A 20,484-nucleotide genomic window follows, 5' to 3' on the forward strand; every position below is an offset into this window, starting at 1 on the left:
AATGATTCATCCCTCATGAGCGTTGCTCGGCACCATGACCACACCGTCGGCGTAGTCATGTGCCAGCCAAGTGGTCCAGCCGAGGCGACAGACATTGTGTTCGCCGATGTGCAACGGGCGGATCTCTTCCCTGGCCAGCACCAGGCGCACGTCATAGTCCAATGGATCCCGAGTCGTCAGGCGCACCAACGAACACAGCAGCGGGTAGTCGGGTCCGGTGGGCAGAAACCCATGGAGTTGCTGCCAACTCAGGCCTTGCAGATGCACCCGGAACTTGCCACTACGGTCGGCAACCCGGCAGCCCAATACCTGGTCATGGCCAAGTACGCTATTCGCGGTGCCGAGCCGGTTTTGCTGTGAATCGGCGACGACAACCGTACGCAGTACCCACTGTTCAATGAACAAGCGGTGGTGCTTGAAGTAGTAACGCAACACCGTCTCGATCAAGGCTGCCGAATGCGCCCGCAGGCCAAGTAACCCCAGGTAAGGCAACAGCCGCTTGCAGTTCAATTGCGTGGCACTGCGAATCTGCTGACCGCTCAGGCCGATCAACGCAAACATTTGCTCGGAAAAGGTGTCACGCGCGCCTGTCTGGAAACACATTGGGTAACGGTAGTTACGCCAGATGGGTAGCATCAGTCGTTGCAGACGGTGATGAAACACGTCCAGAAATTCGCGCGTAGTACTGCCACCCACCCCGTCGGCACACGCCTGCTCGCCATAAAACGCCGGCAATGGCGAACCCGCGCCACACAAGCCCAAGAGATTGAGGCGAAGACGCGCACGCAACTGCGCGTGTTCAATGAAAAACTCCACCCGGTCAATATCGTGACCGGGAAAGCCAAGACCTGGATTGGCTTGAAACTCCAACAGGTCATACAACGCGTCGTCATCCAACTGGGGATGGGCATCACGCAAGCGTTTGATCACCTGCAAAACCGCCTGGAACAGCGAATACTCGCGGATGCCCCGGGACAGTCGCGTCAAAGCAGGGGCTGCTGCCCCATCCGTGGTGGCCATAGGTACACGTCTCCTTGTGTGCTGATGACTCTTAGTTCGTGGTAGGCGTTGAGGCTGGCGTAAAGTGCGAAAAATTCATTGAGTACCGACGCGAAGACGAACACTTCGCCGCGCCCCAAAAAGCCTTGGGGGTCGATGCTCAGATCAATTCGTATCCCCCGAAACGGCAAGCCACGTTGCAGTCGGTCGACTGTCGTATGACTGACAGAGCGCATTGCACCCAGCTTCCTCTCACTGACCTTCTGCGCTTGTCGGTCGTGGTAGCGTGGCAAGTCATAGGTTTGAAGGACCACCTTCAAAGCGTTGATGTCGCTCAACGACAGATAGTTGAGCGACAGGTTACTGATCAATCGCCAGAGAAAATCCTGATCCAGGGGCGGTGGAAAACTGGCTGTTGGTGCGCAGATGTTCCGAAACGACAACCCCTCTGGCGTCTGTTCGCAAGGCCGGTTGATGCCCCCAAGCGGCAACATCCGAGGCAGGTTGTGATTGGTACAGGTCAACTCGATCGACAGTGTTTGCTGCTCAAAATCAGGGCCGTTGCCAAACGCAAGCCAGGTTTCAAGCCCTGGATGTTGTGTCGATGGCCGTTGACGAATGCTATAAGTCGCTGGGCCACCCGACAGGTCGGAATCGCCATCATGTTCGAAGGATTCGAAGGGTACGTAGGTCTTGTATCCACGCCCACCCGGTTGCCACCCTGTGACACTGTCGACGGAAAACACACTCGCGTTTTCCCGTGAATATTCGCCGGGGACGAGCAAATACTCATCCTGCTTCCCGTCCAGGCGGATGGGCACGGCATCATGCTTGAACAGGTTCACGATGGGGGTGCAGTACAGTTTGACGTTTTCCAGGCTGGGCGGCCGGGACTCACGCCATGGAGTGCGCAACTCGAAGCGCAACAACACTCCGCAGACCTGCTTGAGCAATTCGCCAGGTAATTCCTGCAGAACGCCCAGCCCCCTCACATCGACAAACAGATACTTGTCAGGGAAGGCAAAATACTCCTGCAGGTGGCGATAGCCGGAAAAGGTATTCGGCGGATACGGGATCAATGCCTGCTCCTCACTGAAACCCACCGGCTGCACCTGGTCGGCGCCAAGGCGCAATGATAATGCTTGACCATCGAGCCCGTTGACCGGCCGGCCATCGTGACCGAACGGTAGCAACTCGATACCTTCAAGCTCACGCAGCAGGCTCAGGTACAGCTCCTGGCTGATGTAGCGATCCCCGGCCAGATGCAGGCGCAACTGGTTGAAGGTCCACTCACTGAAATTGCCTTCGGCGCTCATGTCCAGCCGCAGGCTCAACATCCCACGTCCCGCCTGGGCGCCATACTCCAAGGCACTCAGTTGCAGCGGTAGGACCTGCGTGGCATAGCAGGTCTGAAAACGACATCGCTCGTCATTGACTGCGGCGCTTTCAACCGGCGTGTCCCTTGCCACCCACACGCCTGGGCCTGAGTGCTTCAACGGATCAAATTGCAGTATGCTGAACGCGGGCATCGGGCGCATGTAGTTGGGCCAGAGCAAATGCATCAGCGAATGTGTCAGTTCTGGAAGCTCATCATCGAGTTTCTGGCGCAAGCGCCCCGTAAGAAACGCAAAACCTTCCAGAAGCCGTTCAACATCGGGATCCCGACCGGAGTCTGCGAGAAAGGGTGCCAGCGCAGGGTTGCGCTCGGAGAACTGCCGCCCGAGCTGCCGCAACGCACTGAGCTCGCTTTGGTAATAATGATTAAACGACATCCGGCAAGACCTCTATCCGACCGGAATCGCACAGTCGCGCGGTGAATACCACGGGTTGCTTGACGCCTTTGATCATCAGCGTGGCGTCAATCGTGAAGGCAAGGGCCAGTGGGTCATGATCCCGCGGCAACGACCTGACCCGAACATCCTTCAAGCGTGGTTCGTAGGCGCGGATGAATCGCTCGATCAACAGGCGCGACTGAGACAATGACTCATGCAAGCTCTGGTTCATGTCATTGAGGTCGGGCAAGCCATAGTCCGGCAGTGTCTGCACACTGCCCGCGCGGATACTCAGCATTTTTCCCAAATGGGTCGCAACGGATGTCACGCCAGATACGCAAGCATCCGGATGCTCAAGGCGCTGGAAAAGGCTTTGATGGTTGGGCATTCCCTGGCCTCTGCTCATTCTTTGTCGAGTTTGCCGACCAAGGACAACGTGAAGTCCGCCCCCATGTACTTGAAGTGCGGGCGTACACTCAGGTTGACGCGATACCAACCGGGCTCGCCATCGACATCACTGACAACAATGCGGGCCGCCCGCAAGGGGCGCCTCCCACGCACTTCGGCGCTGGGGTTTTCCTGATCGGCGACGTACTGTCGAATCCACTTGTTGAGTTCCAGCTCCAGGTCAGTGCGCTCCTTCCACGACCCCAATTGCTCACGTTGCAGGACCTTGAGGTAGTGGGCCAGGCGATTCACCACCATCATGTAGGGCAATTGGGTGCCCAGGCGGTAATTCAGCTCGGCCTCTTTACCCTCGGGACTAAGACCAAAGTGTTTCGGCTTCTGGACCGAGCTGGCGGAGAAAAACGCGGCATTGTCGCTGCCCTTGCGCATGGTCAAGGCAATGAAACCCTCTTGCGCCAATTCGTATTCGCGGCGATCCGAAACCAATACTTCAGTCGGAATCTTGGTTTCGATTTCACCCATGCTATGAAAATGGTGCAGCGGCAAGTCTTCCACCGCTCCACCGCTTTGCGGGCCGATGATGTTCGGACACCAGCGAAACCGCGCAAAGCTATCAGTCAGGCGCGTGGCAAACGCGTAGGCCGTATTGCCCCACAGGTAGTGTTCATGGCTGTTGACCACGTTTTCCTGGTAGGCAAAGGTCTTGACCGGACATTCAAGGGGATCGTAGGGCGTACGAAGCAGGAAACGCGGCACGGTCAAGCCGATATAGCGTGAATCCTCGCTTTGGCGAAAACTTTGCCATTTGGCAAATTGAGGGCCTTCGAAATGATCCTTCAGGTCTTTGAGATCCGGTAGACCGGTGAAACTTTCCAACCCGAAGAATGCAGGGCCGGCAGCGGCAATAAACGGCGCATGGGCCATGCAGGCCACGCTGGACGCGTACTGCATCAGCTTCACGTCGGGGGCACTGGGGGACAGAAAGTAATTGGCGATAATTGCGCCCACCGGCTGACCACCAAACTGACCGTATTCCGCACTGTAGATATGTTTGTACAGACCGGACTGGATCACTTCAGGTGAGTCCTCGAAATCCTCCAGCAGATCTTGTCGAGAGACGTTCAACAGTTCGATCTTGATGTTCTCGCGGAAGTTGGTGCGATCAACCAACAACTGCAGGCCTTTCCAGGAAGCTTCCAAGGCCTGGAAATCCGGGTGGTGCAGGATCTCATCCATCTGAAGACTAAGCTTCGTGTCGATCTCGGCAATCATTCGATCGACCAGCCGTTTCTTGACGGGCTCGCCACGGTTCTGCGGCTTGATCAGCTCTTCGATAAACGCCGAGACGCCACGCTTGGCAATGCCATACGCCTCGTCGTCCGCACTCAGCAAAGTCTGGGCAACGATGTTATCGAGAATGCTGTACTGATCAGCGGTTTGTGCAGGCAGCGAGTGCTGTTGTGTCGTCATGAGCTCAGTGTCCTTTTACTGAAAATGTCAGGCGTCAGGTGTGTCCAGTCCCAGCTCAGCCAATACCCGAGCACGGGAATCGTCATCGGCAAGGGCGTGTTCAATAGCTTTGCGAAAGCTCGGCGTGTTACCCAATGGTCCTTTGAGCGCCATGAGCGCCTCGCGCAACGCCATCAGCTTTTGCAGTTCGGGAACCTGCTCTACCAGGTTCGCCGGATTGAAATCCTTCATGGAATTAATGCGTACCTGAATGGCCAGTTCCTCAACACCTGCATCCTCCTGCAGACGGTTAGGCACGTTCAGCGTCAGGCTTAACGCCTGTTTGGCCAACACGTCATCCAGGGTGTTCTTGTCGATCGCGATAGGCTTTCGATCTTCGAGCTTGCGCATATCTTCACGCTGGGTGAAATCACCCAACACCAACAGCTTCAATGGCAGTTCGACTTCTTCCTGCGCCCCGCCGATGGCAGGCTTGAACGTGATGTTGATGCGCTCCTTGGGGGCGACCGAACCTTCTTTGGCCATGGTATTTCTCCTTATTCAAGTGGCTCGAAAGCCTATTCAAGTACCGCTTCCAGATCGAAGAGGCACAGCCTGCGGTGGGTGTCTTCCTTGCGTTCGAGCACGGCGTGGCTTTGTGGCAACAGGTCACAGCAGCGATACAGAAGCTGGGTTACCTGAAGGGCCAGTTCCGGCTCCCAATGTTCAAGACCTGTGTGTTGCAGTTCGTGGTCCAGATGTTCGAGCTGGATCTTCGCCAGCTCATGCTTGCCGGCTTGTACACACAGCCTCGCCTGGGCAAGCCGCCAATGAAATCGCGCGCGCTCGCTGCGAGCGGCGTACATGCCTTGTTTGAGTTCATGGATTGCGGCTTTGAGCCCGTCCTTACGCAATCGGGGTGCCACTGCCTGCAAGGCGATCTCCCAAGGCTCGGCTTCGGCATCAATCATCACGGCGGCTGGCTCGGGTACTTGCAGACGACGGCTGACCTGCAACGTGATCCAGTCACGGCTGGCGGCATCGGCAAAAGGAACGCCGTCGTGAAAACAGAACGACGGCAGGTCCGGCAGACGTTGCAGCAGCAAGGCGAAGGCCACTTCCAACTCAGTCGTGGCCTGTTCGGCCTGCAAGGCTTCCAGGCATTGCCAGAGCATATGCAGCCCGTCGAACCAGAACATCGCGCCGGCGAGACTGGTTTCGAGTTCCAGTATCAGGTCGGCGTAATGCCCCTGAGCAAAACGCTCCTGATAACGCTTGAGCTTGTCAGGGGCAGGCCCGCGCAAGGCGGTAATCCGTTCGCTGTCGGCATCCGGATACCCGCTCAGTACGAGCCAGTTCAAGGTTCGGTTGAGGCGCAAGGCACGCAGATCGGTGGCGTTCTGGCGCAACCACCAGGCACACAAAGAGCGGGCCTGCTCCTGCAGAGTGCGTAGCAACTTGTTGGCGTCTTTTTCGTTGTCCACCACGGCTTCAGGTTTGAGCAGTTGGCTGGTCGTGTGCCTGACCTGCGCTATGACACCGCTAATCCCCGCCGCCGGAACATCGCCCTGAACAGCCAACTCCAGCCGCTGAGCCAATTGCCTGCGGATCGGCAGCAGCAAAGGCGCCTCATCTCCCAAGTGCCTGGTCCATACCTCATCGAGGCAAACCAGTTGCTCAAGTACTGCACGAAACAAGGGCTGCTGGCTCTGCAGGGGCAGGCCTTGCGTAAACAGAGGTTCGAGACGCAGTACCAACCAAGCGAATGCCGCACCACGAGTACGCAGTTTTTCGGGGTAGACCTCCGACCAATGGTGCTCGCAGAGATAACGCAGCAATCCGAGCCCGGCTAGCAGACCTGTATAGGATTCGCACTGGTGCAACGCCCAGGTCAGCCAGACGGCCGAGCGCAAATCCTTGGACTGATGTCGCAACATTAGCTCGCTGGTTTCTAGGACCTTGCGCCAATCGGGCTGGCTGCTGCCATGAATCGATTGCGCCTTTGCCAACTCGGATTCCAGGCATTCATATTCACTCGAAAAGCGCATATCGCTGCCCGCAAAACTCGATTGCGCACAGGGTGACCTTGCAACTTCAAGATAATGGTCACACAGCGTGTCCGAATAAGACATTTCACACCAGACGCAACTAACCGAGACAGGAACAGCCAACTAGCTACACATAAAGTGCGCAGCAGAAAGCCATCTTAACCTTGCAGGAATCTCTGCAAGGCTCCGGAACCTTAGCTACGACTAAAACATTCAGCAAGCGAAGAAATAATACTTAATCCTTTTCCTACAACCCTATTAAATCAGCCACTGCGCAGCATTTTGCGCACTCATTCATGCCCGCTCGTTTGGATTGACGTTACAACCCAGCCATTCAAATAAATTCTCGCCTGAGCAACTAAGTGCGCACTGATGCGCAAGAAAAACCAATTTAAACCAACCAAACATATCCTGACCGCTCAACAACCCTAACTTATATAAAGCCTACCCCTAACAATCATTACCCCACACACTTTCAGGCACGCTTCTTGTAATAGGCAAATTCCCAGCCGCTGCATGTATCGCTGGGACTACCCCTTCAATCAGACAAGGAAACTCGTCATGCCAACACCCGCGTATCTCTCCGTCACCGGCGTCAAACAAGGTTTGATCACGGCAGGCACGTTCACCCAGGACTCGGTAGGTAACATTTATCAGGAAGGCCATGAGGATCAGATCCTGGTCCAGGCCTTTTCCCACCAAGTGATCATTCCGCGCGACCCTCAATCCGGCCAGCCAACGGGCCAGAGAGTGCATAAGCCCATGATGATCAGCAAAGTCTTCGATAAGTCCTCACCATTGCTGTTCAGTGCATTGACCAGCGGCGAAGAGGTCAAGTGCAGGCTGGAATGGCTGCGCACCTCGTCGGCCGGCACCCAGGAGCACTACTTCACGATTGAACTGGAGGGCGCCACCATCGTGGACATCCAATCACGCATGCCCAACTGCCAGGACCCGGACAACGCCCACTTCACCCATCTGGAGGATGTGTACTTCACCTACCGCAAGATCGTGTGGACCCACGAAGTGTCTGGCACTTCCGGGTCCGATGACTGGCGCAGCCCGGTTGCCGGTTAACCCAGATTAGCCCGGGATCGGTGCCAAGGAAGGCGCCGCTCCTGAGGGTTGGCTAAACCATCGCCAAAGGGTGCTTGCGCTTGGGTGCACCAAACACGCGATCAATCGCGTCCAGGTCGTGCTCATCCAGCACCAATTTGGCGGCGGCTGCGTTGAGTCGCACATGTTCCGGGGTGACGGCTTTGGGGATTGCGATCACGCCGTCATGGCGCAACACCCAGGCCAGGGCGACCTGCGCAGGTGTGACCTCATGGCGACGGGCGATCTGCTTGAGGGTCGGGCTGGACAACAGCTCACCGCCCTGGGCGATCGGGCAGTACGCCATCAAGGGCAAGTGGTGCTGTTGCCACCAGGGCAGCAGGTCGAATTCGATGCCGCGCTCTTCGATGTTGTAGAGCACCTGATTGGTGGCGCAGGCCGGGGATGCGAGTTCCTGCAGGTCGGCCACATCGAAATTGGAAACACCCCAGCGGCCAATCTTGCCGGCTTCACGCAGACGTTCGAAGGCTTCGACGGTTTCTTCAAGAGGGTGTTGGCCGCGCCAGTGCAGCAGATAAAGATCAATGTAGTCCGTGCCCAGTCGCTGGAGGCTGGCTTCACAGGCACGGGGCACGCCCTTATGGCTGGCGTTGTGCGGGTAGACCTTGCTCACCAGGAACACCTGGTCGCGTCGACCCCGAATGGCTTCGCCGACGACCTTTTCGGCGCCGCCTTCGCCATACATTTCGGCGGTGTCGATCAGGGTCATGCCCTCGTCGATACCCAGTTGCAGCGCGGCGACTTCGGCGCGGTGCTGGTCGGGATTTTCGCCCATGCGCCAGGTTCCCTGGCCGATGACAGGAACGGGAGCGCCCGCCAGATCAATGGTACGCATGACAACCTCCTGGAGTGTTCGCGGATTAACAGTGTGGCATTGGCCGGACAAAAGGGTTCAATCGAAGTAAGGTTAGCCTCTGCCAATCGCCAGGAAGAATCTGCAATGCTGTTTGTCGTCATGCTCGGGGGCAAGCACCCACGGGCAAAGATTGAAGTTCACGATGTGGTGTTCGCTGTGGCGGACACGCTGGAAGCGGCCTACCCGCAACTACGCGCCGACTGGTTCGGCAGCCCCAAGGGCGTACATATCGATTCTTGGATGGCAGTAGAGGGCGTGGACGGCTGGAAAATCGAACTCAGCCATCTGGCACCGGCTGCTGGCGCGCATCACCTGTATTTCGTCAACCTTGGCGGTTACGAAGCCAACAGCTTTGGTGAAGCCCATCACTACCTGCTGGTGGTAGCCCGCAGCAAACAGGAGGCCATGAACAAAGGCAAGCAACACGCGCTTCGCCAATGGTCCCAAGCCCACACTGATGGAGTGCTGGACATCGACGACTGCCTGCCCATCGACCTGGTGAGCGGTCGCTATATCCACTTGGTACAGGGCCCACACCGATCGATCCTGCAGCAGAACGACTACATCGTCCTGAGCTGAACCCTACCCGAACGGGGTATGGCGCCTACCGGCCATCTGCCTGACAGTGCAATCAGTCCCTCAGCCTGATAACAAGCACAACTCAAGGTGGGTCCCCATGCGTAAAGCCTTTATCGCTCTGTTCAGCGCCGTACTGCTCGCCACCTCCACCTTGACTCAGGCCGCCGACGAGCCAGGCAATACCTTGCGCATCTACAACTGGGCGGACTACATCGGTGACACCACCCTGGCCGATTTCCAGAAGGCCACAGGGATCAAGGTGATCTACGACACTTACGACTCCTACGAAACCGTGCAGGGCAAGCTGCTTTCCGGGCACTCCGGGTACGACCTGGCCCTGCTCAACGCCTCCCTGGTGCCGCTGCTGATCAAGGGCGGAGTCTTTCAGCCGCTGGACAAGTCCCAACTACCCGACTGGAAGAACCTTGACCCTGTGGTGCTGAAAAGCCTGCAAGCCCACGACCCCGGCGTCACCTATTCCGCGCCCTACACTTGGGGCAGCAATGGTGTGACCTACAACGTCGACATGATCAAGGCGCGGATGCCGGACGCCCCGCTCGGCTCCCTGGCGATGATCTTCGATCCCAAAATCGTGTCGAAATTTGCCGACTGTGGCATCACCTTCATGGACTCACCCACCGACATGATTCCTCTGGCCCTGACCTACCTCGGCCTGGACCCCAACAGCGTCGCGCCAAAAGACTTGAAGGCGGCCCAAGGCGTGCTGATGGCCGTACGACCGTACATTCGCAAATTCGACTCCAGCGGTTTCATCAATGGCTTGGCCAATGGTGATCTGTGCCTGGCAACCACTTGGTCAGGCGACTACGCCACCTCCCAGGCACGGGCGACGGAAGCCGGCGCCACTATCAAGCTGGACTACTTCATTCCCAGAGAAGGCTCGTTGATCTGGTTCGACAACTTCTACATTCCCACCGACGCCCCCCATGTCGCCAATGCCCACAGGTTCATCGAATTTCTTTTGCAACCCAGCACGATGGCCGGCGTCAGCAACACCATTCACTACGCCAACAGCAACCTGGCGTCCAAGCCGCTGGTCAACGCCGATATCCGCGACAACCCGGCTATTTACCCGGACCCAGCGACGATGCAACGCCTGTTCACCCAGCAAAGCCAGTCACCCGCCGCGGTGCGCCTGATCACCCGTACGTGGAACGCCGTTAAGACCGGCAAATGACTTCCAGCCATTGAAGGTAAATGCCATGACTCTGCCCAATCCTGAATTCTTCGCCCAGTTCAACCACGAGCAACTGGACGCTGCGGATAAAGCCCACTATATGCACGGCTTCCACATGTTCGACGAGCACCGCGAACAGGGCTCATTGAATATCGCCGCAGGAGACGGTGCCTATATCTATGACACCCACGGCAATCGTTACCTGGACGCGGTCGGCGGCATGTGGTGTACGAATATTGGCCTGGGCCGTGAGGAAATGGCCGACGCCATCGCCGACCAGGTGCGCCAACTGGCCTACTCCAACCCGTTTTGCGACATGGCCAACGTGACCGCCATCGAACTGTGCGCCAAATTGGCAAGCCTGGCCCCGGGCGACCTCAATCATGTGTTCTTGACCACCGGCGGTTCCACGGCGGTGGATACGGCCTACCGGCTAGTGCAGTTCTATCAGAACAGCCGCAGCAAACCGACCAAGAAACACATCATCTCGCGCTTCAGTGCCTATCACGGCAGTACATTCCTGACGATGTCCATCGGCAACAAGGCCGCGGACCGCGCGCCGGAATTCGATTTCATGAGCGACCTGTTTCACCACATCTCCTGCCCCAATTACTACCGGGCGCCGGAAGGGATGGGCGAAGCGGACTTTCTCGACTTCCTGGTGAATGAGTTCGAAGACAAGATCCTGACCCTGGGCCCGGACAACGTGGCCGCGTTCTTTGCCGAACCCGTCATGGGCTCCGGTGGTGTGATCATTCCCCCCAAGGGCTATCACCGGCGGATGTGGGAAATCTGCCAACGCTACGACCTGCTGTATGTCGCCGATGAAGTGGTCACCTCGTTTGGACGCCTGGGCGCATTTTTCGCTTCCGAGGACGTCTTTGGCATGCAGCCGGACATCATCACCACCGCCAAGGGCTTGACCTCCGGCTATCTGCCGCTGGGCGCGTGTATTTTTTCGGAGCAGATCTGGCAGGTGATCGGCGAGCCAGGCAAGGGCCGCTGCTTTACCCATGGGTTCACCTACAGCGGACATCCTGTCAGCTGTGTAGCGGCACTGAAGAACATCGAGATCATTGAGCGGGAGAACCTGCTGGCCCATGTCGAGGAGGTTGGCACCTACCTGGAGCAGCGCCTGCAAACCCTGGCCGCACTGCCGCTGGTAGGCGATATTCGCTGTCAGCGCCTGATGGCCTGTATTGAGTTTGTCGCCGATAAACACACCAAGGCATTGTTGCCGGATGCGGTGAATATTGGCGAACGCATTCACCTGCGGGCCCAGGCAAAAGGTTTGCTGGTACGCCCTATCGGGCATTTGAACGTGATGTCGCCGCCGCTGATCATCACCCACGCACAGGTGGACGAGGTGGTCGAGATCCTGCGCCAGTGCATTCTCGACACCGCGAGCGAACTTCGCCAGAGCGGCGATTACCAGGGACGATGAGCCGCAACGCCGAGCCTGCTTCGAGGTTTTTGCCGGGACGCTGGCCGGCGGGTAGACTGGCCAGCATGAACGCACCGATCGACCCGTCCCCCGCCCTCGGCCCCCAGGTTCTCGAAGCCTGGCACGACGCCTTGGCCCAGGCGTTTATCCAGGTCGATGAAGCAGCATTCCTCGAACATCTCGCCGCCGCGCTGTGTGCCCTGTGCCCCATCGAATCGATGATGATCAGCCTGGAGCGCCAGGGCCAGGCGCCACGCCTGCTCTATCAGCAAGGCATCCCACCGGATCATCAGGACGAAATCATCCATCGCTACTTTTCCCGTGGTTACCAGTTGGACCCCTTCTGTCTGGCCGTCGATAAAGGCTTGGCGGAGGGCTTCTACTCGTTGGCGGAAATCGCGCCGGATGACTTTTTCAACAGTGAGTACTACAAGACCTATTACCTGCGCAGCGGCGGCGCGCTGGAGAGTTACTACATCGTTGACCTGTGCCCACGCAGCAAGCTTTCCCTGTGCATGTTTCAGGGACTCAGCGCCGGCCAATTCAGCGATGCGCAACTGGCCATACAGCGCTCAGCGCACCCGGTGATCCGCGCGCTGTTGCACCGGTTTGGCACAACAGGTGGGCTGGACAAGGTGGTGGGCGACCCAGCCTTAAGCCAAACCCGCGCGCATCAACAGATCGAAGCGGCCTTCATGGGCTTTGGCGGTGGGCTGCTGACGGTGCGTGAGCGGGAAATTGCGCACTTGATCCTGCGCGGGCACTCGGTGAAATCGACAGCGCAAGTGCTGGGGATTTCGCCGGAGACGGTGCGCATGCATCGCAAGCATGTGTACACCAAGTTGGTCATCAACTCCCAGGCGGAGCTGTTTGCATTATTTATTGAATGGATGACGCGACAGCAGTAGGGTTTACGCCCCTCCCTTTTCGCAGGCGCCCACCGATGACCTGGTTTTCCGACCCCGATGCCGTCGCCCGCTACGCCGAAGGCCCTGTGCGCCTGGTGCCCGGTTTCGATGGCCTGCAGCGCATGACCACCCTGTTGTTGCGCGAACACGTACCGGCAACGGGCAATGTGCTGGTGCTGGGTGCGGGTGGAGGCCTGGAATTGAAGCGGTTTGCGCACGCCGAGCCCGGATGGCGGTTCGTGGGGGTGGACCCCTCGGCTGAGATGCTGAAGCTGGCCGAGGCAACCTTGGGCCCGTTGATGAAACGGACCCAGTTGCATGAAGGCTATATCGACACGGCGCCGCTGGGGCCTTTCGACGGTGCTACGTGCTTGCTGACTTTGCATTTCATCCCGGCCGAGCAGCGCCTGCAAACCCTCAAAGCGTTGTGGCAACGCCTGCTGCCGGGCGCGCCGCTGGTGGTGGCCCATCACAGTTTCCCACAAGCACCGCAGGACAAAACCCGTTGGTTGAAGCGCTACGCGGCGTTCGCGGTGGACTCGGGCGTGCCGGCGGCGGATGCCGAGCGGGCGATTGCGGCAATCAGTGAAAAGTTGCCGGTGTTGTCACCCGAGACCGATGAAGCCCTGATGAGAGAAGCCGGGTTTGAAGGTGTCGAACTGTTCTACGCCGGCTTCAGCTTCAAGGGATGGGTGGGCTACAAGCCGCGCTAGCGAGTTTACCAACTGCCGGAGGCGCCACCGCCGCCACTGGAGCCACCACCCCCTGAGGAACTGCTGCTGGAACTGGAGCTGCTGGAGCTCGAACTCGACCCACCGCCCGAAGACCCCGACCCGCCGCTGGTCTTGCCAAAGATGAACAGCGCGGCAAACGAGGCAATCGGGAACGCGTACAGCCAGCCATTACGGCCGAGTTCCATCAGCACCCCCGCCGCCACATACACGCCCACCGCTGCCAGCAGCCGCGCAACAAAACCCACGCGGCTCTGCTTCCAGGCGTCCTTCATGATCACCAACAGCACCAGGTACAACCCCAGAACGACCAGCGCACCCAATGGAAATACCAGCCAGTGGATAAAGTTGACGTCGGCATATCGCTGATCAACCACCACCAAACCCAGGATGTAGACCAGCAGCCCGATCACGCCGTAAAACACCGAACGTGCCATCCACAATGCACCGAAGGTCGCGCCGCCGATCAGCATGATCAGTGGCATCACCAGCAGAAACATCGCCCAGTCGCGGCCCTCACCCACGATCACCAGCAGCAACGTGGCAACCACCGCGGCAATCAAGGCGCGGCGCCACGGCAGTTTGCCGGCACTGATCAGCACGCCGCCAATGGCGCCTATGACAAACGCCAGCGCGATTGCGATGAACTGCGGATTGACCCTTGTCGCTGCGGCTTTAGGCAAATCACCGCCATCCACCAGTACCACCAGGTCGTTCACGCCCTGGGAGACACCGCCGACGAAATCCCCCTGGCGAAAGGCCGGGGTGATGTGTTCTTCAATGATGCGGTGTGCGAGCAAATCTGTGACCGTGCCTTCCAGGCCATAGCCCACCTCGATACGCACCTTGCGGTCTTCTTTGGCGACCATCAGCAGGATGCCGTCATTGACATCCTTGCGTCCCAGCTTCCAGGTGCGGAACAGTTGGTTGGCGTAGTCCTCGATGCTCGCGCCGCCGGTGGTGGGCACCAGCAGCACAGCCACTTGTGAGCCTTTACGTTGCTCAAGATCGGCGAGTTGGTTTTTCAGACGGGTGGTGGTGCTGGCATCCAGAGTGTTGGTGAGGTCAATCACCCGTTGGTCGAGGGCGACGCCAAGCGGCGAAGTGTCCGCCTGGGCGGTGCCCAACACGCCTAAAAACACCAGCGCCACCAGACTCAAGACGGACTGCCGCAGAATCGCCATCATGCTTTGTTACCTGAAGTTTCTTCCTGAAGGCGGCGACTTTACCTTATCTGCGCTATATCGCGTGACCCCGCACCGATGACTATCTAAACTCCCTTCACACATAGCAAAACGCCATAATCGGGAAGCCCATGGATCTGCGCCACCGCAACAATATCAGAGTGATAGGCAACGGCAGCTCGACCCTGGTGTTTTCACACGGCTTCGGCTGCAACCAGGCCATGTGGAACTACCTGGCACCGCAGTTTTTCGAGCGCTTCCACGTAGTGATGTATGACTTGGTGGGCGCCGGCCTGTCGGACCTTAGTGCGTTCGACAAGGCCAAATACAGCACCTTGGACGGTTACGCGCGCGATTTGAACAAGATTATCGACGCGTATGCCGTGGGCCCGGTGATCCTCGTGAGCCATTCGGTGAGCGCCATGATCGGCACCCTCGCCGACCGCCACGCCCCCGGCCGGATCGCCGCCCACGTCATGATCGGCCCCTCGCCGCGCTATATCGACGCAGACGGTTATGTCGGCGGCTTCGAGTTGGCGGATATCCAGGACCTGCTCGATACCCTCGACAGCAACTACCTCGGTTGGTCCAGCACTATGGCACCGGTAATCATGGGCGCGCCGGGGCAACCGGCGTTGAGCGAGGAATTGACCGACAATTTCTGCCGCACCGAACCTGAGATCGCCAAGCAATTTGCACGGGTGACGTTCATGTCGGACAACCGCCAGGACGTGATCGACCTGGCCACGCCGGTGCTGATCCTGCAATCGAGCGACGACCTGATCGCCCCGGTGGCCGTGGGCGAATACCTGCACAGCGTGTTGCCCAACAGCACCTATTGTCTGGTGGACAACGTCGGCCATTGCCCGCACATGAGCGCGCCGCAAGCGTGCGCGGAGGCGATGGAAAGTTTCCTGGCGCCGTGGGCGGTCGCACATGTCGGCTGAGTTGTTCGACAGCGCCGCCTGCGCCCTCGCCGTCACGGCGCAGGACGGCACGATCCTGCAAGCCAATTCGCGCTTCAGCGAGTGGCTGGGGTTCAGTACGACGGAGCTGTGCGGCAAGCGCTTCCAGGATTTGCTGACCATGGGCGGACGGATCTTCCACCAGACCCACCTGGCGCCGATGCTGCGCATGCGTGGCAGCGTCACCGAGGTAAAACTCGACATGCTGCACCGCGACGGCCACAAGCTGACCGTCCTGCTCAACGGCATCAAGCGTGAGCAGGACGACGGCACGCTGTACGACCTGGCGCTGTTCGGCACCACCGACCGCGACAAGTACGAGCGCGAGTTGCTCAATGCACGCAACTTCGCCGAAGCGCTGTTGCAGGAAAAGACCGCCACTGAACTTGCGCTCAAATTGGCCCAGGCCGAATTGAGCGAGGCCTATGCCATCGCCCAGCGTCGCGCGCTGTTTGCCGAGCAGATGGTGGCGATTGTCAGTCATGACTTGAAGAACCCGCTCACGGCAATCCGCATGGCCTCGGATTTTCTCAACCGAGGCGAACGCACCGCCAAAGAGCACCAACTGCTGGGGCACATTGGCCAGTCGTCCGAGCGTGCCCAGCGCATGATCGCCGACCTGCTGGACTTCACCCAGGCGCGCGTCGGCCAAGGCATCACCATCAAGGCTGCGCCGTTGGACCTGCATGAGGTGATTCATCGAGCCGTGGATGAACTGCGCGTGGCGTTTCCCAAGGCAACGCTGGAGCATCTCGTCGAAGGCAATGGCGATGCGAGCCTGGACGCCGACCGCGTGCAGCAGATCATTGGCAACCTGGTGGCCAACAGCGTGGCGTATGGCGACCTGCAACGGCCCATCACCGTCACATCACGGTTGGGACGGGGTAAGTGCGAAGTATCAGTACACAACCACGGCAAGGTCATCCCCGAAGCCTTGCTCACCGAGCTGTTCGAACCTATGACCCGTGGCACCGACCAAGGCAGTGACGTGCGTAGCGTGGGCCTCGGCCTGTATATCGTTCGCGAGTTGGCCAGAGTGCATGGCGGCGATGTAGCGGTGAGTTCCTGTGTCACGGGCGGCACCACGTTTACCGTCAACTTTCAACCAACGTAGGCGCTGCCCTGCATCACCGGCTCTACGCTGCCGGTCAGCACCACACCGCCCTCGCCCGCCCAGTGCACGGTCACCGTGCCGCCGTCGCATTGCACTTCGACGGTATCGTCCAGCAATCCTCGTCGAATCCCATTGACCACCGCGCCACAGCAACAGGAACCCGAGCCCAACGGCACACCGCCGCCGCGCTCCCAGATGCGCAGGCGGATATGGCCTCGGTCAAGCACCTGCACAAAATGCACATTGGTCTTGGCCGGGAACAACGGGTGAATTTCCAGCACCGGGCCCAAGGCCGCCACATCGACAGCCGCGATGTTTTCCACAAAAAACGTGCAATGCGGGTTGCCCATGCTGCACGCCGCCGGATTGCCGTCGATGGACAAGGTACGGGTGTCCATGGACTCGGCCAACGGCACGGCCGACCAATCCAGCGACGGCTCGCCCATGTTCACCGACACTTGCCGCCCCGCTGCCCGCGTACACATCAGCAAGCCACGGTCGGTACGCAGCACCACCGAGTCCATGCCCGCCTCATGCATCAAGCGATCGGCCACGCCACGGGTGGCGCTGCCGCAGGTGGCCAGCGGCGTGCCGTTGGGGTTCCAGAACTTGATGCGCGCGGCGGCGTCGTCACAATCGAGTATCACCGCCAGTTGGTTGAAGCCAATACCGGTGTGGCGGTTGCCGAGTTGACGGGCGATTTTCGCGGTGATCGGATCGTCCAGGCCTCGGCGGTCGATGATGATGAAATCGTCGCCATGGGCGTGCATTTTCACAAATGGCAAGGGCATGGGCTGTCCTGTGGTCGACCGGTGGGGAACTGAAGGATACCCTGAACCGGCCCAACCTTATCGAGAGCCCCCCATGCTAATTGTCTTCAGCGGACTGCCCGGCACCGGCAAGACCACCCTTGCCCAGGCACTCGCGCGCCAGATCGGCGCGGTGTACCTGCGCATCGACGTGATTGAGCAGGCGATCCGTGATGCGAATGTGTTGGCGGGCGACGTGGGCGCCAGCGGTTATGGGGTGGCGAATGCCTTGGCGCGGAGCAACCTGCGATTGGGGCAGGCGGTGGTGGCTGACTGTGTGAACCCGGTCAAGGAAAGCCGGGACGCGTGGAAGACCTCGGCGGCAACGGCGGGTGTGGCGTTGCTGGATGTTCGGGTGATTTGCTCAGACCGGCAGGAACATCAGCGGCGAGTGGAAACGCGTACGGGGGATATACCCGGCCTGGCCCCACCCACTTGGGCGTCGGTGCTAGCGCATGAATACGAGGCTTGGGCTGAAGTGCCGCTCACGCTCGACACCGCACTCATGACGCCGGATCAGGCTGTGACAAGGCTGCTGGCCACCCTCAAAGCACACTCCCCATCGCCTTCATCAACACCAGATCCCGTCCATAGATATCCGGCGCATACACCAAACTGCCCTCGCGATTGACCTCCACCGTCCAGTAACTCAACAACACCGGCACCGGCGTGGCCAACCTGAATTCATGAGTCACACCGGTGGCCAGCAACTCATCGGTGCGGGTGCGCTCGGCCGGACTCACCAGGAGATCTCGCAGCAGTAGCGGCTGCTCGACCCGCACACACCCCGAACTGAAAGCCCGCGGTCCTTTGGTGAACAGCGGCTGGCTCGGCGTGTCATGCAGGTACACCGAATACGGGTTGGGAAAACGCATCACGATCTTGCCCAGCGGGTTGCGCGGGCCGGCTTCCTGGCGCAGCAGGATATTGCCGGGGCGAGCCCAGTCGATTTGCTCGGGCGCCAGCGGGTGGCCCTCGGCGTCAAGTACTTGCAGGTTTTGCTGGCGCAGGTATTCGGGGTTGAGGCGGATGGCCGGGAGTTTGTCCTCGCGCATGATGGTGGGCGGGATGGTCCAGGTGGGGTTGAGGGTCAAGCGGGTGATGCGCGATTTGAGCAACGGCGTCTGGCGTTCAGCGCGCCCGACCTGCAGACGGGTTTGCCAGACCGGGATGCCACTCTGGTACACGCTCAGTTGCGCGGCGGCGACATTGACCAGCACGCCCTCGGGCTCCAGGTCCTGGGCCAGCCAGCGGAAGCGTTCGAGGTTGATGCGCAGTTGTTCGCGCCGGACCAGCGGGCTGATGTTCAATTCGGCCACGGTGCCGGCACCGATCACGCCGTCGGCCTGCAGCGAGTGGCTGAGTTGGAAGGCCTTCACCGCCTTGACCAGCTCATCGCGATACTGCTTGCCGCTGGGGGCCTTGGCCAGGTAACCGCCACTGATCAGGCGCCGCGCCAGCTCCGGCACGCGTGGGTCTTCCATGCCGGGGCGCAGCAGCGGGCCGTTGGCGACCGGGTCCCAATGCGGTAACGGTTGCTGGCGCACGCTGGAATAGGCGTTGCGCAAGCTGCGATACAAGTCGGCACTGGGCCGCGCCTGGTCGAATGCCTGGGCCATGTCTTGCAGGCCTGTGGCGGCAAACGCCAGCACCTCGACATTGGGGTCGCGGGTGGGGGGTTGCGAATGCCACAGCGGTTCGAAACGCGATTGTTGCAGGCGGCCGTAATGCAGGTCCTGCAGGGCTTGCAGGTAGTGCTGGCTGCTGGCGATGTCGCTGCACAGCACGTTGGCCGTGGCATCCGCCGCAGGCAAGCTATAGTGGGTGGGGTCCAGGCCGTCATCGGCGAGCATCAGCAACTGAGATTGCAGGGCTTGTCGACGTTCATCGGCGGACCACAGCGGCACATTGCCTTGCTGCTGGTAGAAGGCTTGCAAGCGCTGTTGGGCGGCGGCGTCGAGCTGCGGCGCCAGGCCGGGGCAGACACTCGGCAGTTGCGCCAACGCCTGTTGCACGGGGGCCAGATCCACCGGTGCCGGGGTGGTCACCGGCAACGGCTCGACCGGCAGCGCGTCGGCTGTCGCGACCAATGGTGCAACGAGCAGGCAAATGCTCAAGTAACATGCGTGTTTTTTGAACAATTGACCAGGCTCCAATCCACACCGGGGGACACTTCGTAGATGCTGACTTTCATGCGCCGCCTCGGTTTGATGACCGTGGCGTTGGCTACGCTGAGCAATTTTGCGCTCGCCGCCAATCAGACCTCTCCTAACTTGTATAGCAGCCTGGCGCGCTCGGCTCCAGAACTCAATCCCACCGTACTCAAAAGCGCCCTCAACGCCGTGCAGTGCGCGGTCAATAACGGCGAGGAACGTTCCGAGCGCCTAGCGGTTATTGACTACTCCCAGCCTTCGACCGCCCGTCGGCTGTGGATCTTCGATTTGCGCAAGAGGACCCTGGTGCTGCGCGACCTGGTGGCCCACGGCGCCAAATCCGGGGAAAACTTCGCCACCCAGTTCTCCAACCTCGAAGGCAGCCACCAGTCCAGCCTGGGCTTGTTCCGCACCCAGGAAAGCTACCTGGGCACCCACGGCTACTCGCTGCGCATGGACGGCCTGGAGCCGGGTTTCAATGACCAGGCCCGCGACCGCGCCATCGTCATCCACGCCGCCGACTACGTTAGCCCCCTGTGGAGCAAGCGCGAAGGCCGTATCGGCCGCAGCCAGGGTTGCCCGGCCGTGCGTCCGCAGGTGGCGCGCCAGGTGGTGGACAAGCTCAAGGATGGGCAGTTCATGTTTTCGTGGTACCCCGATCAGCGCTGGCTGAAGTCCTCGACCTACCTCAATTGCAAACCCCAACAGGTGGCGAGTAGTCGTACAATCCGTGGCGGATAGCCTGTCCCCA

20 protein-coding genes are annotated in these 20,484 nt (G+C 59.6%); 10 read left to right on the plus strand and 10 right to left on the minus strand.

Going from position 1 to position 20,484, the window contains the following annotated elements:
* Positions 1-6: 6 nt before the first annotated feature.
* The 6 genes from tssG to tssA are packed head-to-tail and all read right to left on the minus strand — an operon-like array spanning position 7 to position 6,760.
* Entirely contained in the window at positions 7-1,020 is a 1,014-nt protein-coding gene (gene tssG, locus CI807_RS24160; RefSeq protein ID WP_095016538.1) for a type VI secretion system baseplate subunit TssG, read from the minus strand.
* A complete protein-coding gene (gene tssF, locus CI807_RS24165; protein ID WP_095016539.1) occupies positions 984-2,771 on the minus strand; it encodes a type VI secretion system baseplate subunit TssF in 1,788 nt (595 codons plus the stop codon). Before tssF ends, tssG begins: the two co-directional genes overlap by 37 nt.
* Positions 2,761-3,159 (minus strand): type VI secretion system baseplate subunit TssE, encoded by a 399-nt coding sequence (gene tssE, locus CI807_RS24170; protein WP_095016540.1) that lies wholly within the window; start codon positions 3,157-3,159, stop codon positions 2,761-2,763. The genes tssF and tssE overlap by 11 nt, the downstream gene beginning before the upstream one ends.
* Positions 3,160-3,173: 14 nt before the next feature.
* Positions 3,174-4,649: a type VI secretion system contractile sheath large subunit gene (gene tssC, locus CI807_RS24175; RefSeq protein WP_095016541.1), complete on the minus strand. Its 1,476-nt coding sequence runs from the start codon at positions 4,647-4,649 to the stop codon at positions 3,174-3,176.
* Positions 4,650-4,676: 27 nt separating this feature from the next.
* Positions 4,677-5,174, minus strand: coding sequence for a type VI secretion system contractile sheath small subunit (tssB, locus tag CI807_RS24180; RefSeq protein ID WP_095016542.1), 498 nt, complete (start codon positions 5,172-5,174; stop codon positions 4,677-4,679).
* Between the two features lie 32 nt (positions 5,175-5,206).
* On the minus strand, positions 5,207-6,760 hold the full coding sequence (tssA, locus tag CI807_RS24185) for a type VI secretion system protein TssA (protein ID WP_095016543.1): 1,554 nt from the start codon (positions 6,758-6,760) through the stop codon (positions 5,207-5,209).
* Positions 6,761-7,237: 477 nt separating this feature from the next.
* Between tssA and CI807_RS24190 the strand changes: the two genes are divergently transcribed.
* The gene (locus tag CI807_RS24190; RefSeq protein WP_010209954.1) at positions 7,238-7,753 is read left to right on the plus strand and encodes an Hcp family type VI secretion system effector; all 516 of its coding nucleotides are present in this window, start codon (positions 7,238-7,240) and stop codon (positions 7,751-7,753) included.
* Positions 7,754-7,805: 52 nt separating this feature from the next.
* On the opposite strand, the gene CI807_RS24195 is transcribed toward CI807_RS24190, so the two are convergent.
* Complete coding sequence (locus CI807_RS24195) at positions 7,806-8,627, minus strand: aldo/keto reductase (RefSeq protein ID WP_095016544.1); 822 nt, start codon at positions 8,625-8,627, stop codon at positions 7,806-7,808.
* Positions 8,628-8,732: 105 nt separating this feature from the next.
* Between CI807_RS24195 and CI807_RS24200 the strand changes: the two genes are divergently transcribed.
* The 5 genes from CI807_RS24200 to CI807_RS24220 all read left to right on the plus strand — a co-directional run bounded on the left by CI807_RS24200 (position 8,733) and on the right by CI807_RS24220 (position 13,490).
* On the plus strand, positions 8,733-9,227 hold the full coding sequence (locus CI807_RS24200) for a DUF1543 domain-containing protein (protein WP_095016545.1): 495 nt from the start codon (positions 8,733-8,735) through the stop codon (positions 9,225-9,227).
* A gap of 97 nt (positions 9,228-9,324) precedes the next feature.
* Entirely contained in the window at positions 9,325-10,425 is a 1,101-nt protein-coding gene (locus tag CI807_RS24205; RefSeq protein WP_095016546.1) for a polyamine ABC transporter substrate-binding protein, read from the plus strand.
* Positions 10,426-10,450: 25 nt separating this feature from the next.
* On the plus strand, positions 10,451-11,869 hold the full coding sequence (locus tag CI807_RS24210) for an aminotransferase (RefSeq protein ID WP_095016547.1): 1,419 nt from the start codon (positions 10,451-10,453) through the stop codon (positions 11,867-11,869).
* A gap of 65 nt (positions 11,870-11,934) precedes the next feature.
* Complete coding sequence (locus CI807_RS24215) at positions 11,935-12,777, plus strand: helix-turn-helix transcriptional regulator (RefSeq protein WP_095016548.1); 843 nt, start codon at positions 11,935-11,937, stop codon at positions 12,775-12,777.
* A 35-nt stretch (positions 12,778-12,812) separates the two neighbouring features.
* Positions 12,813-13,490, plus strand: a complete 678-nt coding sequence (locus CI807_RS24220; RefSeq protein WP_095016549.1) for a class I SAM-dependent methyltransferase — start codon at positions 12,813-12,815, stop codon at positions 13,488-13,490.
* Positions 13,491-13,495: 5 nt separating this feature from the next.
* Here the strand turns inward: CI807_RS24220 and CI807_RS24225 are convergent, their stop codons facing one another.
* The gene (locus CI807_RS24225) at positions 13,496-14,695 is read right to left on the minus strand and encodes a YgcG family protein (RefSeq protein ID WP_095016550.1); all 1,200 of its coding nucleotides are present in this window, start codon (positions 14,693-14,695) and stop codon (positions 13,496-13,498) included.
* A 128-nt stretch (positions 14,696-14,823) separates the two neighbouring features.
* Here CI807_RS24225 and CI807_RS24230 point away from each other — a divergent pair, with 128 nt between their 5' ends.
* Both CI807_RS24230 and CI807_RS24235 read left to right on the plus strand, forming a co-directional pair.
* Positions 14,824-15,639 carry an alpha/beta fold hydrolase gene (locus tag CI807_RS24230; protein ID WP_095016551.1) on the plus strand — a complete coding sequence of 272 codons (816 nt, stop codon included), beginning with the start codon at positions 14,824-14,826 and terminating at the stop codon, positions 15,637-15,639.
* On the plus strand, positions 15,629-16,771 hold the full coding sequence (locus CI807_RS24235) for a PAS domain-containing sensor histidine kinase (RefSeq protein ID WP_095016552.1): 1,143 nt from the start codon (positions 15,629-15,631) through the stop codon (positions 16,769-16,771). Before CI807_RS24230 ends, CI807_RS24235 begins: the two co-directional genes overlap by 11 nt.
* Here the strand turns inward: CI807_RS24235 and dapF are convergent.
* Complete coding sequence (gene dapF / locus CI807_RS24240) at positions 16,759-17,562, minus strand: diaminopimelate epimerase (RefSeq protein ID WP_095016553.1); 804 nt, start codon at positions 17,560-17,562, stop codon at positions 16,759-16,761. The two genes, CI807_RS24235 and dapF, sit on opposite strands and share 13 nt — an antisense overlap.
* A gap of 73 nt (positions 17,563-17,635) precedes the next feature.
* Between dapF and CI807_RS24245 the strand changes: the two genes are divergently transcribed.
* Positions 17,636-18,211: an AAA family ATPase gene (locus tag CI807_RS24245; RefSeq protein WP_095016554.1), complete on the plus strand. Its 576-nt coding sequence runs from the start codon at positions 17,636-17,638 to the stop codon at positions 18,209-18,211.
* Here the strand turns inward: CI807_RS24245 and CI807_RS24250 are convergent.
* Positions 18,126-19,721: a murein L,D-transpeptidase gene (locus tag CI807_RS24250; RefSeq protein WP_095016555.1), complete on the minus strand. Its 1,596-nt coding sequence runs from the start codon at positions 19,719-19,721 to the stop codon at positions 18,126-18,128. The two genes, CI807_RS24245 and CI807_RS24250, sit on opposite strands and share 86 nt — an antisense overlap.
* 39 nt (positions 19,722-19,760) lie before the next feature.
* Between CI807_RS24250 and CI807_RS24255 the strand changes: the two genes are divergently transcribed.
* Positions 19,761-20,474: a murein L,D-transpeptidase catalytic domain family protein gene (locus CI807_RS24255; RefSeq protein WP_095016556.1), complete on the plus strand. Its 714-nt coding sequence runs from the start codon at positions 19,761-19,763 to the stop codon at positions 20,472-20,474.
* Positions 20,475-20,484: the final 10 nt, after the last annotated feature.

The sequence above is a fragment of the Pseudomonas sp. NS1(2017) genome (assembly GCF_002269425.1).
Lineage (GTDB): Bacteria > Pseudomonadota > Gammaproteobacteria > Pseudomonadales > Pseudomonadaceae > Aquipseudomonas > Aquipseudomonas reactans.

Coding starts and splice junctions, on each gene's coding strand:
- CI807_RS24235 (WP_095016552.1), top strand. CDS start 15,629: ATGTCGGCTGAGTTGTTCGACAGCGCCGCCTGCGCCCTCGCCGTCACG.
- CI807_RS24230 (WP_095016551.1), top strand. CDS start 14,824: ATGGATCTGCGCCACCGCAACAATATCAGAGTGATAGGCAACGGCAGC.
- CI807_RS24245 (WP_095016554.1), top strand. CDS start 17,636: ATGCTAATTGTCTTCAGCGGACTGCCCGGCACCGGCAAGACCACCCTT.
- CI807_RS24205 (WP_095016546.1), top strand. CDS start 9,325: ATGCGTAAAGCCTTTATCGCTCTGTTCAGCGCCGTACTGCTCGCCACC.
- tssG (WP_095016538.1), bottom strand. CDS start 1,020: ATGGCCACCACGGATGGGGCAGCAGCCCCTGCTTTGACGCGACTGTCC.
- tssB (WP_095016542.1), bottom strand. CDS start 5,174: ATGGCCAAAGAAGGTTCGGTCGCCCCCAAGGAGCGCATCAACATCACG.
- tssF (WP_095016539.1), bottom strand. CDS start 2,771: ATGTCGTTTAATCATTATTACCAAAGCGAGCTCAGTGCGTTGCGGCAG.
- tssE (WP_095016540.1), bottom strand. CDS start 3,159: ATGCCCAACCATCAAAGCCTTTTCCAGCGCCTTGAGCATCCGGATGCT.
- CI807_RS24220 (WP_095016549.1), top strand. CDS start 12,813: ATGACCTGGTTTTCCGACCCCGATGCCGTCGCCCGCTACGCCGAAGGC.
- CI807_RS24255 (WP_095016556.1), top strand. CDS start 19,761: ATGCTGACTTTCATGCGCCGCCTCGGTTTGATGACCGTGGCGTTGGCT.
- dapF (WP_095016553.1), bottom strand. CDS start 17,562: ATGCCCTTGCCATTTGTGAAAATGCACGCCCATGGCGACGATTTCATC.
- CI807_RS24210 (WP_095016547.1), top strand. CDS start 10,451: ATGACTCTGCCCAATCCTGAATTCTTCGCCCAGTTCAACCACGAGCAA.
- CI807_RS24190 (WP_010209954.1), top strand. CDS start 7,238: ATGCCAACACCCGCGTATCTCTCCGTCACCGGCGTCAAACAAGGTTTG.
- tssC (WP_095016541.1), bottom strand. CDS start 4,649: ATGACGACACAACAGCACTCGCTGCCTGCACAAACCGCTGATCAGTAC.
- CI807_RS24200 (WP_095016545.1), top strand. CDS start 8,733: ATGCTGTTTGTCGTCATGCTCGGGGGCAAGCACCCACGGGCAAAGATT.
- CI807_RS24195 (WP_095016544.1), bottom strand. CDS start 8,627: ATGCGTACCATTGATCTGGCGGGCGCTCCCGTTCCTGTCATCGGCCAG.
- tssA (WP_095016543.1), bottom strand. CDS start 6,760: ATGTCTTATTCGGACACGCTGTGTGACCATTATCTTGAAGTTGCAAGG.
- CI807_RS24225 (WP_095016550.1), bottom strand. CDS start 14,695: ATGATGGCGATTCTGCGGCAGTCCGTCTTGAGTCTGGTGGCGCTGGTG.
- CI807_RS24215 (WP_095016548.1), top strand. CDS start 11,935: ATGAACGCACCGATCGACCCGTCCCCCGCCCTCGGCCCCCAGGTTCTC.